This window comes from Vibrio coralliirubri (assembly GCF_024347375.1).
In the GTDB taxonomy this organism is placed as follows: Bacteria; Pseudomonadota; Gammaproteobacteria; order Enterobacterales; family Vibrionaceae; genus Vibrio; species Vibrio coralliirubri.
Genome location: NZ_AP025470.1, coordinates 1,318,158 through 1,333,137, shown reverse-complemented (window position 1 = coordinate 1,333,137; position 14,980 = coordinate 1,318,158). Strand labels below are relative to the sequence as shown.

Here is a 14,980-nt window from a genome sequence, read left to right as displayed (position 1 = left end):
AATTGGCACCCAATTGTCTCGGGCTATTTAGCATCGAGACAGTTTTCGTTAGACTGTCAACAACTCAACTAACTGGATAGTCAGTGTCTCATGAAACAAATTCTTGATTTCATTCCTCTCATTATTTTCTTTGCGCTTTATAAGATGTACGACATCTATACTGCGACCGGCGCTTTGATCGTTGCCTCTGCAGTTCAAATTATTTTGACTTATTTCATCTACAAGAAAGTCGAAAAAATGCAGGTCATCACCTTTCTAATGGTTGCCGTATTTGGCGGCATGACCATCTTCTTGCACGACGACAACTTCATTAAATGGAAAGTCACCATCGTTTACGCACTGTTTGCGATTGGCCTGACGGTCAGTCACATCATGGGCAAATCAGCGATTAAAGGTATGTTAGGCAAAGAGATCACACTACCTGATGCTGTATGGGGCAAGATCAACTGGGCATGGACTCTTTTCTTTACCCTGTGTGCCGTTCTCAACGTTTACGTTGCTTTCAGCCTACCGTTGGATGTTTGGGTTAACTTCAAAGTGTTTGGTTTGCTCATCGCTACCTTGCTCTTCACTTTACTTACGGGTGTATACATCTATAAGCATCTACCAAAAGATCAGCAGAAAGAGTTAACGGATAAAAATACCGACGAGAAATAACCCTTAGGGATGAGTCCTCATACCCTATTTGATACAATTATTATCAATATGCGATTGGCCAATGATACTCGTGATCATTGGCCGCTGATTATTTGTGTTCGGTGAAGACGTTAAAAATTCGACCACCGCGAGTCTCGTAAACACATCTATTTTTATATAAAACAATCAATACCATTAAGAGTACGACAATGACTATTCAATCAACTTTGAACCCGATTGGTTCTTTACTTCTTCGCACATTAGCGATGCCTTCTGATACAAATGCAGCAGGACAGATTTTCGGTGGTTGGATAATGTCTCAGCTTGACCTTGCTGGCGGCATACTGGCAAAAGAGATCTCTAACGGCAAGATAGTTACAGTTTCAGTATCGAGTATCGAGTTCAAACAGCCGGTTTCAGTGGGTGATGTTGTATGTGTTTATGGTGACTGCACTAAGATTGGTCGCAGCTCGATGAATATCGACCTAGAAGTATGGGTTAAACCTGTACTTGATCACGGTATCGGTGACCGCTACAAGGTGTGTGGCGCGACATTCAACTACGTTGCGGTTGATGAAAGTGGTAAGCCTCGCCCAATCAACAAATAACACCTTTTATTAAGCGTGTGGCATCGATGGTCTTTAGTTTTTATAAATGAAATTACTAGGGCGTGTTGATCTTTCGAGCTGATTTTTGCAACGAGTTGCTGGGTATTTATACAAGGCAGAGGCGTCGATGTGTAGCTAGCCTACATGAGAAGCCGATAACGTAGTAGAAATGACCAGCAAACGCTGCCCGAAGGGTTCGAGCTGGGCGCCCCCGCAAAAAGCGTTTTACTTTTTGTTGAGGGAAATTTGCTTAGAATGACTAGGCGACTTCCCCCTCGCCGCGATTAAAACGCTTTTGACTAGGCGTCCCCATCCGAACAAAATTTAACCACGAAAGGTCAACACGCCCTAACGACCATACAACTCTCTCGCACCAATTCACAATTTCTTATCATTAGCCCTTCCAATACCAATTAGTTCGCGTAAATTAGCAAGATAGCGAATTTAAACGCCCCAAATTTAGTGAAGTAAAATAAGGATATCTCAATATGTGGTACGTGATTTTTTCTCAAGACGTCGAAAATTCATTAGAAAAACGCCTAAGTGTTCGCCCACAACATCTAGAACGCCTACAAACACTTCACGATGAAGGCCGACTGTTAACAGCGGGTCCAATGCCAGCTATTGATTCAGATAACCCTGGCGAAGCGGGCTTTACAGGTTCAACTGTGATTGCTGAATTTAACTCTTTGGAAGATGCACAAGCATGGGCAGACGCTGACCCGTACATTGATGCTGGCGTTTACCAAAATGTGATTGTAAAACCATTCAAGAAAGTATTTTAACGTGAAAAAATGGATTATTGGCTCACTGGCTTTAGCTCTGCTTGCAGGCTGTGCTTCAAGTGAGCAAGACGAACAAAGACAGCTAGAGATGATGGCGCAGCACCGAGCTGGCGTTTTATCTGCAGGCCTGCCGATTGAGTATGGCCCACTGTCGGTCATGCGCGTGCTAGCAAAAAACACGGTTATCGAAATCATGATGATCTACAACCAAGATGCAAAAGGTGCTAAGCCTTTAAACCAAGTTGTAGACATGAGTGTGAATAGCTACTGCACCAACTCTGAAGTGAGAGCAAACCTCGATATGGGCTTGGCTTACAACATCAAGATTCGCAACACACGCGGACAGCTGATGGTTGAGAAGTTGATCAGCAAAGAGACGTGTCAGAGCAGCAGCTAGATTCGATCGAACAAGTATAAAACCAGAAGGCCTCGCATTTGCGAGGCCTTTGTTTGATGAAGCAATCAAAATCCTAGACTGAATTATGCCTCCGCTGATTCCCACTCTTTACGCAGTGCTTTAGTTGCCGAAACTAAGTTAGTCAGCGCCGCTTCCGTCTCTGCCCAATTACGCGTCTTCAGCCCGCAATCAGGGTTTGCCCACAAACGTTCCGCTGGAATTTTCTCTGCCGCTTTCTTAAGTAAATCAACAATCCACTCTTCTGATGGGATGTTTGGCGAGTGAATGTCGTAAACGCCAGGTCCAATCGCATTCGGGTAGTTGAACTCTTCAAACGCTTTCAGCAGTTCCATATTCGAGCGAGAAGTCTCAATGGTAATCACATCGGCATCTAGCGCGGCTACTGAATCAATGATCTCGTTGAACTCGCTGTAACACATATGGGTATGGATCTGAGTTTCAGGTTTAGCACTCGCCGCTGAGATCTTAAAGGCATCGACCGCCCACTCTAGGTATTCTGCGTGGTCACGCTTTTTCAGTGGCAAACCTTCACGAATCGCTGGTTCATCGATTTGAATAATGTTGATGCCGGCGTCTTGCAAATCAGACACTTCATCTCGCAATGCAAACGCCAGTTGATTAGTGATCTCTTTGCGTGAAATGTCTTCACGTGGGAATGTCCAACATAAGATGGTAACAGGGCCTGTCAGCATCCCTTTCATCTGCTTCGAAGTCAGAGATTGGGCATAGGTCGACCATTCCACCGTCATTGGTTTTTCTCGTTCAATATCCGCGACCACAATCGCCGGCTTCACGCAGCGTGAGCCATAGCTTTGTACCCAACCAAACTTAGTGGTTTGGAAGCCTGCTAGGTTTTCTGCAAAGTACTCCACCATGTCGTTACGTTCAGCTTCACCATGAACCAGCACATCCAAATCTAGCGCTTCTTGACGTTTAACGGCATCCGCAATATGGCCTTTCAATGCGGTTGTGTATTCAGCTTCACTCAGTTTGCCAGTGCGGTAAGCGCTACGTTGAACACGGATCTCGCCTGTCTGTGGGAACGAACCAATGGTTGTGGTTGGCAATAACGGTAAACCCAACACCTCAGACTGATGAGCGGCACGCTCTGCGTATGGAGCAGTGCGCTCTGCTAGTGCTTTGGTAATCGTGCTAAGACGAGCTTGTACCTGAGGCTTGTTCACATGAGTCGCGCTCTTGCGTGCAACAATAGGTTGGCTGTAAGTCTCACACGCTAAAATGGCATTTTGGTCGCCGTCTAACGCCGCACCCAATAAGCTCACCTCTGTCACTTTCTGTTTTGCAAAGGCAAACCAACTCTTCACTTCTTCGCTAAGCGTCTCTTCTAACTCAAGGTCAACCGGGCTATGCAGCAGTGAACATGAACTTGCGACCCATAGTTTATCACCTAGCTTTTCTTTCACGGGTTGCAGCAACTCAAGCTGCGCGGCTAAGTCAGCTCGCCAAACATTGCGTCCATTGATTGCACCTGCAGAAAGCACCCAATCTTCAGGTAGCTTATTCACCACTTGATCAAGTTGCTGCGGTGCGGCAGCCAAGTCGATGTGTAAGCCGTTGACGGGCAGTTCTACAATTTTATCTAACGTGTCAGTCACAGAATCAAAGTACGTAGTAAGGAGTAGCTTCACATCGCCTTGAATCACCTGATAAGCCAATTTGAATGAATCTGCCCACTTAGTTTCAAGTTCCAGAGAAAGGATAGGTTCATCGATTTGAACCCACTCAACACCCAACTTGGCCAGTTTTGCCAGAATCGCTTGGTAAGCTGTAAGCAAACGTGGAAGCAAGGTTAAACGGTCAAAGCCCTCTTCCACTTCTTTGCCGAGATATAAGTAAGATAATGGGCCTAGAAGAACTGGCTTCACTTTATGCCCCGCTTTAATCGCTTCACTCACTTCGTCAAACAGTTGTGGCCAGCTCACTTCAAAGGTGTCGTCTTTACTGAACTCAGGAACAATGTAGTGATAGTTAGTGTTGAACCACTTGGTCATATCTGATGCTGCTGCACCATCTTTAGCGCTTTCAGTTCCGTGTTGACCGCCACAACAGGTGGATTGTGTTTGAGATTGACCACGACCAACTCGAAATAAAGTATCTAAGTCTGGAAAGGCTTTTTCGTCTTCGCTACCACCAGCGTGTCGCTTAGGTACATGGCCTAGAAGTAACGTCGTAGTTAGAACATGGTCGTACCATGCGAAGTCACCCGCAGTTGCAAAGCTTAGATTCGCGTCGGCTTGTACATTCCAGTTACGATTTCTCAATTCGCTGCCGAGCTGCTTGAGCTCAGATTGATCAATCTCACCGCGCCAATACTTCTCTAATGTGAATTTAAGTTCGCGTTTTTCACCGATACGTGGGTAGCCAAGAATATGCGTTGTTGTCGTCATGAGCCTGTTCCTTATTCAATATTTGTTAGTTTCTGTTCAGACTGCCTGTCATGGTTTTTACTTTCACAAAAAGGCGTCTGGATGGCTAAACTATCCACCTAATCTGAACGATGAACAACGTCCAAATATTCATCTTGTTTATTAAAAATATTCATCTTGAACGGAACGAAGATGAACAAACCAAATCCATCTGGACATCTAGACGTTTACAAATGATAAAAAAACCCGTAGGGTGATTATTAAGAAATATTGAATTGGCTTAGGGAATATGAGGAATACTCATGATAGAGCTTAAACACCTTCGAACATTAACTACCTTAAGAGACAGCGGCTCACTGACAGCGACTGCAACCTCTCTTCACCTGACTCAGTCGGCACTTTCACACCAATTGAAAGACCTAGAGGCACGTATTGGTGGTCAACTTTTCCTGCGTAAAACTAGGCCAGTGAAATTCACCTCTGAGGGTGAGATCTTGCTTAAGCTCGCAGATGAGATACAGCCAAGAATCGCTAAAGCAGAGAATGAGTTGGCGAGCCTGAAAGAGGATGTGAATGGTCGATTGCACATGGCGATTGAGTGTCACTCATGCTTCCAATGGCTAATGCCCGCTTTGAAGGAATATCAAGTTGCATGGCCAAGCGTGACCTTAGATTTCTCGTCAGGTTTTGGTTTTGAACCGCTACCGGCATTAATGGCTGGTGAACTCGACTTGGTGATCACCTCAGATATACAGCCTCGTTCTGAAGTTCATTATGAACCGCTTTTCGATTTTGAGATGCGCCTTATCACCGCGATCAACTCGCCTTTGGCCGATAAAGCGAGCATTGATCCGCAAGATCTTAGCGATCTCACTATGCTCTCCTATCCTGTTCAAAAACAACGTTTAGACGTCGTGAAACACTTTTTGCAACCTGCTGGTGTGGAACCTAAGAAGTGGAAACAAGCAGACAACACCTTGATGTTGGTGCAAATGGTATCAGCGGGTTTAGGGGTCGCGGCATTACCAAACTGGGCGATCAGTGAGTTCTCAAGACAAGGTTTGATAGCCAGCAAGCCGTTAGGTAAAGGGCTTTCAAGAAGACTATTTGCAGCGGTAAGAAACTCAGAAAAAGACAAACGTTACCTACAGGCTTTCTTTAGCACAGCAAGACAGCAGAGTAAGAGTCACTTAGATGGTATCGAGGTCGTTTAAGAGGTTCATTATTGGGCTAGCTTAAGCCATTGTTAAATCGGATAGACAAACGCCAGAAACAAAAAAAGTCACAGATAATCTGTGACTTTTTAGTTTCAGTACCGATAATTTTCGATATCTGTTGATTCGCGAAAATAGCCTATCTTGGATAAGACTTAAACTGGTTAGTCAATGGGTCGTATTGATAGCCAAGCATATCGAGCTTGCCCACGACACTTTCTATATCCATTTCATACATACTGATCAGCTCTTCAAAGCTATCGCACTCTAGGCGAAGTTTTTCATTCACGATTCCCAGCAAGATAATGCTATCGAAACCTTTGACGTTGCTTAAATCCATCTCGTACTCCTTACGAACACACCGACTAGAATTAAGTTTAGAACGCTTACCAACGCCATGCTAAAAAACTGATCACACTTCTTAAAGAGAATGCGTGATTAATGAGCGTACGTAATTAATGAAAGTGCGCGGTTAAAGTGCCCAAACTGGCGTTAAACCGACAGCCGCAGCCAATAACATCAGTAACGAAATCGTCAGTTGCAGTTTTTCAGGGGTTTTAACGAACAGTAAATGCCAACACCAAACCACGATAGCGGAGATTAACAAAGCAAAGCTGAACAGTAGCGTTGAAATCACAGGCTCTAGTTGAGCTTCAGACAGAGAATAAACACTCACGACTGTCGCCAAAACCACCAACATCCCCGTCAGCACACCAACAACGGGCAGAACTCGGTGAAATGCCTGTAAGCGCGTTCTTGCAATCGTCAGTAGCAAATGACCAAACGCTGAGCCTAACAGTGCCACTAGCAATACAGTAGTGATGATACCAACGGTAGTTGCTTGTTCCGTCGCTTGAATAGCCACGTAAGACAATGCCAAACCACAAGCTAAGTACATCACCCAAATAGGACCAGAATCACGTGTCTTCTTGGTTTGAACTTGAGAATAGAAATAAAAGATCGCAAACACGACCAGAAAGGCTTCAATTTTTACTGAGGCAACGGCAAGCCACAGCACGCCAATCGCAGGTAACATCTTGTGGATACGACCACGCTGTCCCGGACAAATATCCCCTTTCACCAAGATAAGGGTTAAGATCAGTTGGGCTCCTAAAAGCATCGGAGCAAATTGTACTAATAACGTTTCGACCATTGTGGATCTACTTCTTCAGACTTATTTTTGCGAATAATATCAAAAACTGCTGCGAACACTAATCAAAATCACAAATTAGCGACGTTATTCAAGGCTTCAACTATGCTGTTGTATGGCTCTTTTGTCGCCATTTACCGTAAAAAGACGAAAGACACCAGAACTAACAGGGGCATGTTCTACTGGCTAGTCTAGGCTCATGCCGCTATAATTCCCGCCTCAAAAATCAGAGGTTGAAATATGTACAGCGATATCACTCCTATTCACGAACACAAAAAATACTGGGCCGAGTGCTACGGAACTGCACCCTTTTTGCCTACCAGTAGAAAGGAGATGGATGCTCTTGGATGGGATAGCTGTGACATTATTATTGTAACTGGTGACGCGTATGTCGATCACCCGAGCTTTGGTATGGCTATCATCGGCCGTCTGCTTGAAGCTCAAGGTTTCCGCGTGGGCATTATTGCTCAACCAAAGTGGGACAATAAAGACGCCTTCATGAAGCTAGGTAAACCTAACCTATTCTTCGGCATCACAGCGGGTAACATGGACTCCATGATCAACCGCTACACCTCTGATCGCAAATTACGTCACGATGATGCTTACACACCAAACAATGAAGGTGGCAAGCGTCCTGATCGTGCAACTCTGGTTTATTCTCAACGTTGTCGTGAAGCTTACAAAGGCACGCCAATCGTGCTTGGTGGTATTGAAGCGAGCTTGCGTCGTGTGGCTCACTACGATTACTGGTCAGATAAAGTTCGCCGCTCTGTATTGTTTGATGCAAAAGCTGACATTCTTCTTTTTGGTAACGCTGAGCGTGCACTGGTTGAAGTAGCACACCGCATTGCCGATGGTGAGGATATGTCTACGCTGACCAATATCCGCGGTACTGCTATCAATCTTCCTGCGGCCCCTGAAGGCTTCAAGATCATTGACTCTTCTCGTATCGAAAAACCGAACAAAGCGTATGTTCCGGTGAACCCGTACGAAGTTGAAACCCAGTGTGATACCAAGAAAGACGAAAAAGAAGAAGTAAAAGCGCAACCTATTACTATTCGCCCTTCTCGTCACGATGCAAAAACTACAGCGGTTCGTATCCCAGGTTACGAAAAGCTAAACAATGACCGTATTCTTTACGCTCACGCTAGCCGTATCCTGCACCTCGAGACAAACCCGTACTCAGGTCGTGCTCTGATTCAACGTCACGGTGATCGCGAACTTTGGGTTAACCAAGCGCCAATTCCATTGACCACAGAAGAAATGGACTACGTATTTGGCCTTGCTTACAAGCGTGTTCCGCACCCGATGTACGGCAAAGCGAAAATCCCAGCATACGACATGATCAAAACCTCGGTTAACATCATGCGTGGTTGTTTTGGTGGTTGTTCTTTCTGTTCAATCACAGAGCACGAAGGTCGTATCATTCAGAACCGTTCGAAAGAATCTATCTTGGATGAAATCGAAGACATTAAAGATAAAGTGCCGGGCTTCACAGGTACTATTTCAGATTTGGGCGGCCCTACGGCGAACATGTACCGTTTAGGTTGTTCAGATCCAAAAGCTGAAATTAACTGTCGTCGTCCATCATGTGTGTTCCCGAAAATCTGTGAAAAGCTAAACACAGACCATCAACACACCATTGACCTGTACCGCTCTGCGAGAAAAGTACCGGGCGTTAAGAAGATCATGATCGCTTCTGGTGTACGTTACGACTTAGCGATTGAATCTCCAGAATACGTTCGTGAGCTTGTGACTCACCACGTTGGTGGTTACTTGAAGATTGCTCCAGAGCATACTGAAAAAGGCCCACTGGATCTGATGATGAAACCGGGCATGGGCACTTACGATCGTTTCAAAGAGATGTTCGAGAAGTACAGCGCTGAAGCCGGTAAAAAACAGTACCTAATTCCTTACTTCATCTCTGCTCACCCGGGCACAGAAGATGAAGACATGCTTAACCTTGCAATGTGGCTGAAAAAGCACAATTACGAGTGTGACCAAGTACAGAACTTCTACCCATCGCCAATGTGTAATGCAACGTCGATGTACTACTCAGAGACCAATCCTCTGAAACGCGTGAAATATAAGAAGCGTGAAGATGTTCCAGTACCGAAAGGTGATCGTCAACGTCGTCTGCATAAAGCACTGCTTCGTTACCACGACCCTGAAAACTGGAAAATCATCCGTGAAGCGCTGATCAGCATGGGTAAACAGCACCTAATTGGTGACAAAGCAAACTGCCTAGTACCAGCAGAAGACTTTGATGCACAAACACCTGCACAACGTCGTAAGTCTGGTCGTCACGGTTCACAGCGCTTTGCGACTAAGCACAGTAAGTCTCAGCCAGGTCTTGGTGGCGAAAGCCCACGTAACCACTCTGGTAAAAAACCGGGTGGCAAGAAGCCGACTGGTAACAGCAACGGTAACCAAGGTAATGCTAACCAAGGTGGCGGTAATGGCAATGGTCGTAAACCAGCTACGGGCTTCATTAAGAAAGGACCTGGTGGTCAGCAATCACAAGGTAATGGCGGCGGAAACGGCAAACCAAACCGCAATAAATCGGGCAATGGTCAAGGTGGCAAACCTGCGGCTAACGGCAAGAACCGCCAGCGCGCAGCACAACGCTAATATCGCGAACCGATTGACTTCGCTATCGTAAAAACACAAAGCGCAGCTATTATAGCTGCGCTTTTTTGTGTCTGCTACTAGGGAGCTTAACGGGTGAAGACCCAATACTGACTAAACAAATAGTTCGTGACCATGCCCACCAAGATACCAACCGCCATTGCGATAAACACAGCCCCAGTAAATGCAGGCAGCAATTCAGTCATCAACTTAAAGCACAGCAAATTAGGAATCGCCGATATCGATGCTGAAAACATGAACTTTTGCCACTGAATCAGCTTTTCTGACCAACTCCCCTGACCTTTGAACTCAAAGGTCAGCACTCGATTACCAAACCAAGTTGTCGTTGCAGCAACGATGAAAGAGCCAATTCGAGCACTCATCAACGGCAGTCCAATAACGTAATGCAGCAACGCAAACACAGAGCAATCAACAACAAATCCCCCAACGCCGACCACCGCAAATCGAACCATCTTGTGGTGAGACTGTAACCTCTGATTGTGTGTTTGAAGCTTATTATTGAACATTCTTAGCCTTGAGTTAACGCTGGACATCACTTTCACTTCGAATATGACTCAACGATAAATTTGGTTTAATGTTTTGGCTATGACAACTGAATAAAGCACGCTTTATTTTCACCGTCGGCTCTAAAATACAGGTTAACGCGTTGTCTTTAATCTTGGTTTCCACTTCAGATCTTTTACCAATCAGATAGAACTTATCAATGCCATCTAGCTGCTCGATATCGAGAAGTTTTTTCGCTTGACCATGACTGTAAAATTGCCCAGAGAATGGTCGTTTACCTACATAAAAGCTCGGCGCTTCATCCGTAATCTGCTCAAAAATAATGCGGTCACTTTTCTCGTTCGCTTTACCTAAATTCAAGTAGACCATCGCAATCATTAACAGCACAGGTAGCACCAAAGCCACACTCGAAAACCACTTCTTATCTTTTTCAATTATGAGTATAGCAACCAACAAGCCAAGGGCCGGAATACCCGGCAACACATACGCAGGAAGAATATTACCCGCCATAGTGAAAAGAATTAGAGGAGAGACTAACCAACACACAAGGAATGAAAATAACCCATTATGTTCAGCGTTAACTTCTGCGATTTTCTTACGACGAGCAAAAGTCAAAATAGGCAACACAATCGACCACGGCGCAGCCGCTTGAATCCAGAAAACCCAAATCATTCCTCTTGTTTCATTATGGGCCGAACCATAAAGATCCCCTTCCCAACCACTCACAACAAAACGCTTAAAGTGCTCGCCAACAATAAAGTAATCGATAAAGCCCGGTGTTGCCATTTCAGCCATGATGTACCAAGGCAAGGCAATCGCCAGCATCACACCTAAGCCAGACAACAGTGGAAAGCGTTGCCATAACACTTTGAAAGCGCCAAAGAAGCCATGTTGCAATACTAACCAAGGGAAAACAGCGATACCCATGATCACAATCGCTACCGGCCCTTTTGCCAGCAAGCCTAGTGCTAAACCAATGAAACCGACATAGCCCCAAGATCGATTAGTCTTCGCACTGCCTTCTCCCTGTGAACCCTCTCCTCCTAACCAACATAGATAAAAACCTAACATGGCAATGGTCATCGCTAACGTTAACGCCATGTCGGTCATCACAGCACCCGCCGCAATAGAGAAAATCCCACATGTCGCCAATACCACAGACGCCACCAAGGCACTTTGTCCGGTACGCTTGGCCATGTACGCAACTAACAGAATCGTCGCGAAACCTGCTAGCCAGTGTGGTGCACGCACAGCAAACTCACTCAAACCAAACAGCTCAATCCCCGCCGCACTCATCCATGTGAACAACGGTGGTTTACCCCAGAAAGGGATGCCGTAATCAAATTGAGGGGTTAACCAATTGCCGGTTTCTACCATCAAGCGAGCCATTTCACCGTAGCGCGCTTCCGTAGTGTCCATTAAAGGGTATGTCGCCAGAGATAAGAGCCTTAGAACCAATGCAAAAGCCAACAAATACCATAGGTGCGTTCGGTTCAGGCTCATGCTGACTCCTCTAATTTAAAATGTGTTTTTAATGCTGGGGTATCGACCACCGATTGAATCAGATACAAAGGACGGTTCTTGGTTTCGATGAAAATACGACCTATGTATTCCCCCATTAAGCCAATACTCAGAAGTTGAATACCGCCAAGGGCAAGTTGGACCACCATCATGGATGGGTAACCCGTAATAGGCTCACCAAAAATCATGGTTTTGAACACGATGAAGACGCCATACACAAAAGCGGTAAGCGCCACTAATCCACCAACGGCCGTCGCAATACGCAGTGGGCGGATAGAAAATGATGTGATGCCATCCATCGCCAATCCGATGAGTTTCAGGTAGTTCCATTTCGTCTCGCCACAGAAGCGAGCATCGCGCTTAAACTGAATCGTTGCTTGTCTAAAACCTGGCCATGAAAAGATGCCTTTCATGTAACGGTTACGTTCAGGCAGTTGGTTGATATGGTCGACAACCTCTCGGCTTAACAGTCGAAAATCACCCACATTTTCTGGAACATCAATCTTCGCCGCCACATTCATGACTTTGTAAAAGCTTGCTGCTGAAAACTTCTTAAACCACGTTTCACCATCACGTTGGCTACGCTGCATATTGACGACGTCATAACCTTCGCGCCATTTGGCAATCATTTGCGGAATCAGCTCGGGCGGATCTTGCAGATCGGCGTCAAGTAAGATCACGGCTTGTCCTCGGCAGTGTTCGAGGCCAGCACTCATCGCGGACTCTTTACCAAAGTTGCGGCTTAAACCGATCACAGAAATTGAGCTATTGATTGAAGTAAATGAACTCACCAAATCCAAGCTGTTGTCTTTGCTGCCATCATCGACATAAACGATTTCACTGGTGATGGGTAAGCTATCCAGCACCTTGGTTAAGCGAGAATGAAACTCTTCTAACACCTCTTGTTCATCGTAAAACGGCACAATGATCGACAGTGAAACGGCAGGATTGATCTGCGATGTGGAGACTTTAGGTCGGCTAATATGAAGTTCAGACATAATACGTTCTTCTATTTTTTAATCTGAATCCAATCTACCCCCTCATAAGTGAAAGTTATGTTATTGACATATTTTTCACGCTCACTCAGGATAATGTTACCGTCTATTTCTGTATGAGAATCAAAATGAAACGAGTTCTATTAGTCGAAGATAACCGAGAAATTGCAGGCGTATTATTTGATTATTTTGAGTGCATTGGGATGGAGCTCGATTACGCGGACAACGGTGAGCTTGGCTTGCAACTCGCGATGGATAACTCTTTTGATATCATCATATTAGATCTGATGCTACCGAGAATGGACGGCCTAACGGTTTGTAACAAGCTAAGAGACCAAGGCAACACAACCCCGATCCTGATGCTTACCGCGCTTGATAGCCGTGAAGACATGTTGAAAGGGTTTGAACACGGTGCCGATGATTACCTAACCAAGCCTTTCGATTTGGATATTTTAGAAGCGAGAATGAACGCATTGGTTCGTCGTTACCGCGGAAAAGTGGCGTCTTCTAAATTGCAGTTTGATGAACTCACTATCGACCAAAAAACGCGTAAAGCTTACCGCCAAGATAAGTTGCTTGCACTCAATCCAACCACTTACACCATCCTTGAGATGTTGTGCCAAAAAGCACCTGAAGTGGTTACTCGCGAAGATATCTCCTACAAACTCTGGGAAGAAGACGAACCCAACAATGACGTGTTGCGCAGTCACATCTATCAATTACGTAACCAACTCGACAAGCCCTTTGATACTCAGATGCTAATTACCGTCCCTAAAGTTGGATTCCGTCTGGAGTCATCGAATTGATTTTAAATGTTCTCACGAGCACCAAAACCCTAACCGGCCGCTTAGCGGTTTTCTTTGGGTTAATGGCCGTGATTGTATCGGCCTTTGTCTATTTAGTTTTTATTGCTGCACTCTACATGTCAGAAGATCGCGTCGGTGAAAGACGCATCCTGATTGACCGTAACTATGCAGTTGGTTTATTCCAAGCAGGCGAAAGCGGTGAGTTAAGAATTGATGACCTGACGATTGCTTACAACGACCCTTCATTGATACCTGCAGAATACCTCAAGTACATTAAAGACAAAGAAAGCTTTGTTGGCGAGGTGGGTGAAGAGCCTGAATCACGAATGGTGTATGTGGGAGAGTATTCTGATGAGGGAGAAACCCATCCGATAATCCTACTTTCCGAGATTGACCGTGTCGAAATTGATGTTTACGAATTGGTGTATGCGACCACTTTTGTACTGACTCTGCTCTCTATTCTAATTTTTAGCTTTGGTGCTCTGCTCTATCGATTATCTAAACGGCTAATTGAACCCTTCAATTCTATTTCCGAACAACTGGAATCGAATAAGCTTAACCTCAATGAAGAATTTAGTGTCAATGACGACGCCGCGGTTGAGTTTCGTCAGCTCACTAACCAACTCAATCAGTATCGAAGAGAAATCAATTCCTTACTCAAGCGTGAACAGGCGTTTGCTCGTTACTCAAGTCACGAATTGAGAACACCGTTAACGGTCGCTCGTGGCGCAAATAAATTGCTACTAAGAAGCGAAACCACCGAGTTTCAATCTCGCCAGATTGAGCGCATTGATGAAGCCATTGTTCAGATGTCGGAGATGGTCGATGCCCTACTAGGCCTGGTGCGTTACGAAAGAAACAGTGACGATGCGCCACTGCGACTGTTTAGCCAACAAGAGTTAGAGGCTATCGTCTCAAAAAACTCAGCACAGGCGGATGAGAAAGACGTCGAAATTTCCATGCACGTTCAATCCGAACCGACCATTCAAGCCACCAGCGCGATAATGAATATGTTGGTCGGCAACTTGTTAAGAAATGCCATTGCAGCGACCAATAGTGGCACCGTAACAGTCACTCTGTCCCAAGAGAGTGTTGTGATTGAAGATCAAGGCGAAGGCCTCCAAGAACAGTACAATCCAAATGGGCATGGGTTAGGTTTATTGATTGTCGAGGACTTATGCCAACGCTTCCAATGGGGCTTTGAGTTGGCCAATCGCAGTTGTGGTGGATGTACCGCTAAAATCACCTTTCAAACCGATCTATCCACATCAATCTCAGAGCAAACGCATTCGTAGTTCGGGGCTCAA

Annotated in this window: 14 protein-coding genes; 8 read left to right on the top strand and 6 right to left on the bottom strand. The window is 45.3% G+C overall.

Annotated features, from left to right (window positions below; translation table 11 throughout):
- The first annotated feature begins 90 nt into the window (after nucleotides 1-90).
- The 4 genes from OCV20_RS06250 (at nucleotide 91) to OCV20_RS06235 (ending at nucleotide 2,426) form a co-directional block, all read left to right on the top strand.
- A complete protein-coding gene (locus OCV20_RS06250; RefSeq protein WP_086775349.1) occupies nucleotides 91-657 on the top strand; it encodes a septation protein A in 567 nt (188 codons plus the stop codon).
- Between the two features lie 188 nt (nucleotides 658-845).
- Entirely contained in the window at nucleotides 846-1,244 is a 399-nt protein-coding gene (gene yciA / locus OCV20_RS06245; protein ID WP_017061510.1) for an acyl-CoA thioester hydrolase YciA, read from the top strand.
- Between the two features lie 488 nt (nucleotides 1,245-1,732).
- On the top strand, nucleotides 1,733-2,029 hold the full coding sequence (locus OCV20_RS06240; RefSeq protein WP_004741234.1) for a YciI family protein: 297 nt from the start codon (nucleotides 1,733-1,735) through the stop codon (nucleotides 2,027-2,029).
- 1 nt (nucleotide 2,030) lies between these two features.
- Nucleotides 2,031-2,426 (top strand): GspS/AspS pilotin family protein, encoded by a 396-nt coding sequence (locus OCV20_RS06235; RefSeq protein ID WP_017062026.1) that lies wholly within the window; start codon nucleotides 2,031-2,033, stop codon nucleotides 2,424-2,426.
- Between the two features lie 83 nt (nucleotides 2,427-2,509).
- Here OCV20_RS06235 and metE read toward each other — a convergent pair whose 3' ends face one another.
- On the bottom strand, nucleotides 2,510-4,855 hold the full coding sequence (gene metE / locus OCV20_RS06230) for a 5-methyltetrahydropteroyltriglutamate--homocysteine S-methyltransferase (RefSeq protein WP_086775348.1): 2,346 nt from the start codon (nucleotides 4,853-4,855) through the stop codon (nucleotides 2,510-2,512).
- 281 nt (nucleotides 4,856-5,136) lie between these two features.
- On the opposite strand from metE, the gene OCV20_RS06225 reads away from it, so the two are divergent.
- Nucleotides 5,137-6,048, top strand: a complete 912-nt coding sequence (locus tag OCV20_RS06225; RefSeq protein ID WP_050621806.1) for a LysR substrate-binding domain-containing protein — start codon at nucleotides 5,137-5,139, stop codon at nucleotides 6,046-6,048.
- A gap of 139 nt (nucleotides 6,049-6,187) precedes the next feature.
- On the opposite strand, the gene OCV20_RS06220 is transcribed toward OCV20_RS06225, so the two are convergent.
- Nucleotides 6,188-6,388, bottom strand: a complete 201-nt coding sequence (locus OCV20_RS06220) for a DUF4250 domain-containing protein (RefSeq protein ID WP_004736508.1) — start codon at nucleotides 6,386-6,388, stop codon at nucleotides 6,188-6,190.
- A gap of 132 nt (nucleotides 6,389-6,520) precedes the next feature.
- On the bottom strand, nucleotides 6,521-7,201 hold the full coding sequence (locus OCV20_RS06215; RefSeq protein WP_017069996.1) for a hypothetical protein: 681 nt from the start codon (nucleotides 7,199-7,201) through the stop codon (nucleotides 6,521-6,523).
- Between the two features lie 330 nt (nucleotides 7,202-7,531).
- On the opposite strand from OCV20_RS06215, the gene OCV20_RS06210 reads away from it, so the two are divergent.
- Complete coding sequence (locus tag OCV20_RS06210) at nucleotides 7,532-9,829, top strand: YgiQ family radical SAM protein (RefSeq protein WP_238382893.1); 2,298 nt, start codon at nucleotides 7,532-7,534, stop codon at nucleotides 9,827-9,829.
- 86 nt (nucleotides 9,830-9,915) lie between these two features.
- On the opposite strand, the gene OCV20_RS06205 is transcribed toward OCV20_RS06210, so the two are convergent.
- The 3 genes from OCV20_RS06205 to OCV20_RS06195 are packed head-to-tail and all read right to left on the bottom strand — an operon-like array spanning nucleotide 9,916 to nucleotide 12,870.
- A complete protein-coding gene (locus OCV20_RS06205) occupies nucleotides 9,916-10,380 on the bottom strand; it encodes a GtrA family protein (RefSeq protein WP_050621808.1) in 465 nt (154 codons plus the stop codon).
- Nucleotides 10,367-11,854, bottom strand: coding sequence for an ArnT family glycosyltransferase (locus OCV20_RS06200; RefSeq protein WP_086775346.1), 1,488 nt, complete (start codon nucleotides 11,852-11,854; stop codon nucleotides 10,367-10,369). The genes OCV20_RS06205 and OCV20_RS06200 overlap by 14 nt, the downstream gene beginning before the upstream one ends.
- A complete protein-coding gene (locus OCV20_RS06195) occupies nucleotides 11,851-12,870 on the bottom strand; it encodes a glycosyltransferase family 2 protein (protein WP_086775345.1) in 1,020 nt (339 codons plus the stop codon). Before OCV20_RS06195 ends, OCV20_RS06200 begins: the two co-directional genes overlap by 4 nt.
- Before the next feature lie 125 nt (nucleotides 12,871-12,995).
- Here OCV20_RS06195 and OCV20_RS06190 point away from each other — a divergent pair, with 125 nt between their 5' ends.
- Together OCV20_RS06190 and OCV20_RS06185 are read left to right on the top strand one after the other, a co-directional pair.
- Nucleotides 12,996-13,673: a response regulator transcription factor gene (locus OCV20_RS06190; RefSeq protein ID WP_048612779.1), complete on the top strand. Its 678-nt coding sequence runs from the start codon at nucleotides 12,996-12,998 to the stop codon at nucleotides 13,671-13,673.
- Nucleotides 13,670-14,968, top strand: a complete 1,299-nt coding sequence (locus OCV20_RS06185) for a sensor histidine kinase (protein ID WP_086775344.1) — start codon at nucleotides 13,670-13,672, stop codon at nucleotides 14,966-14,968. Before OCV20_RS06190 ends, OCV20_RS06185 begins: the two co-directional genes overlap by 4 nt.
- The last annotated feature ends 12 nt before the right edge of the window (nucleotides 14,969-14,980 follow it).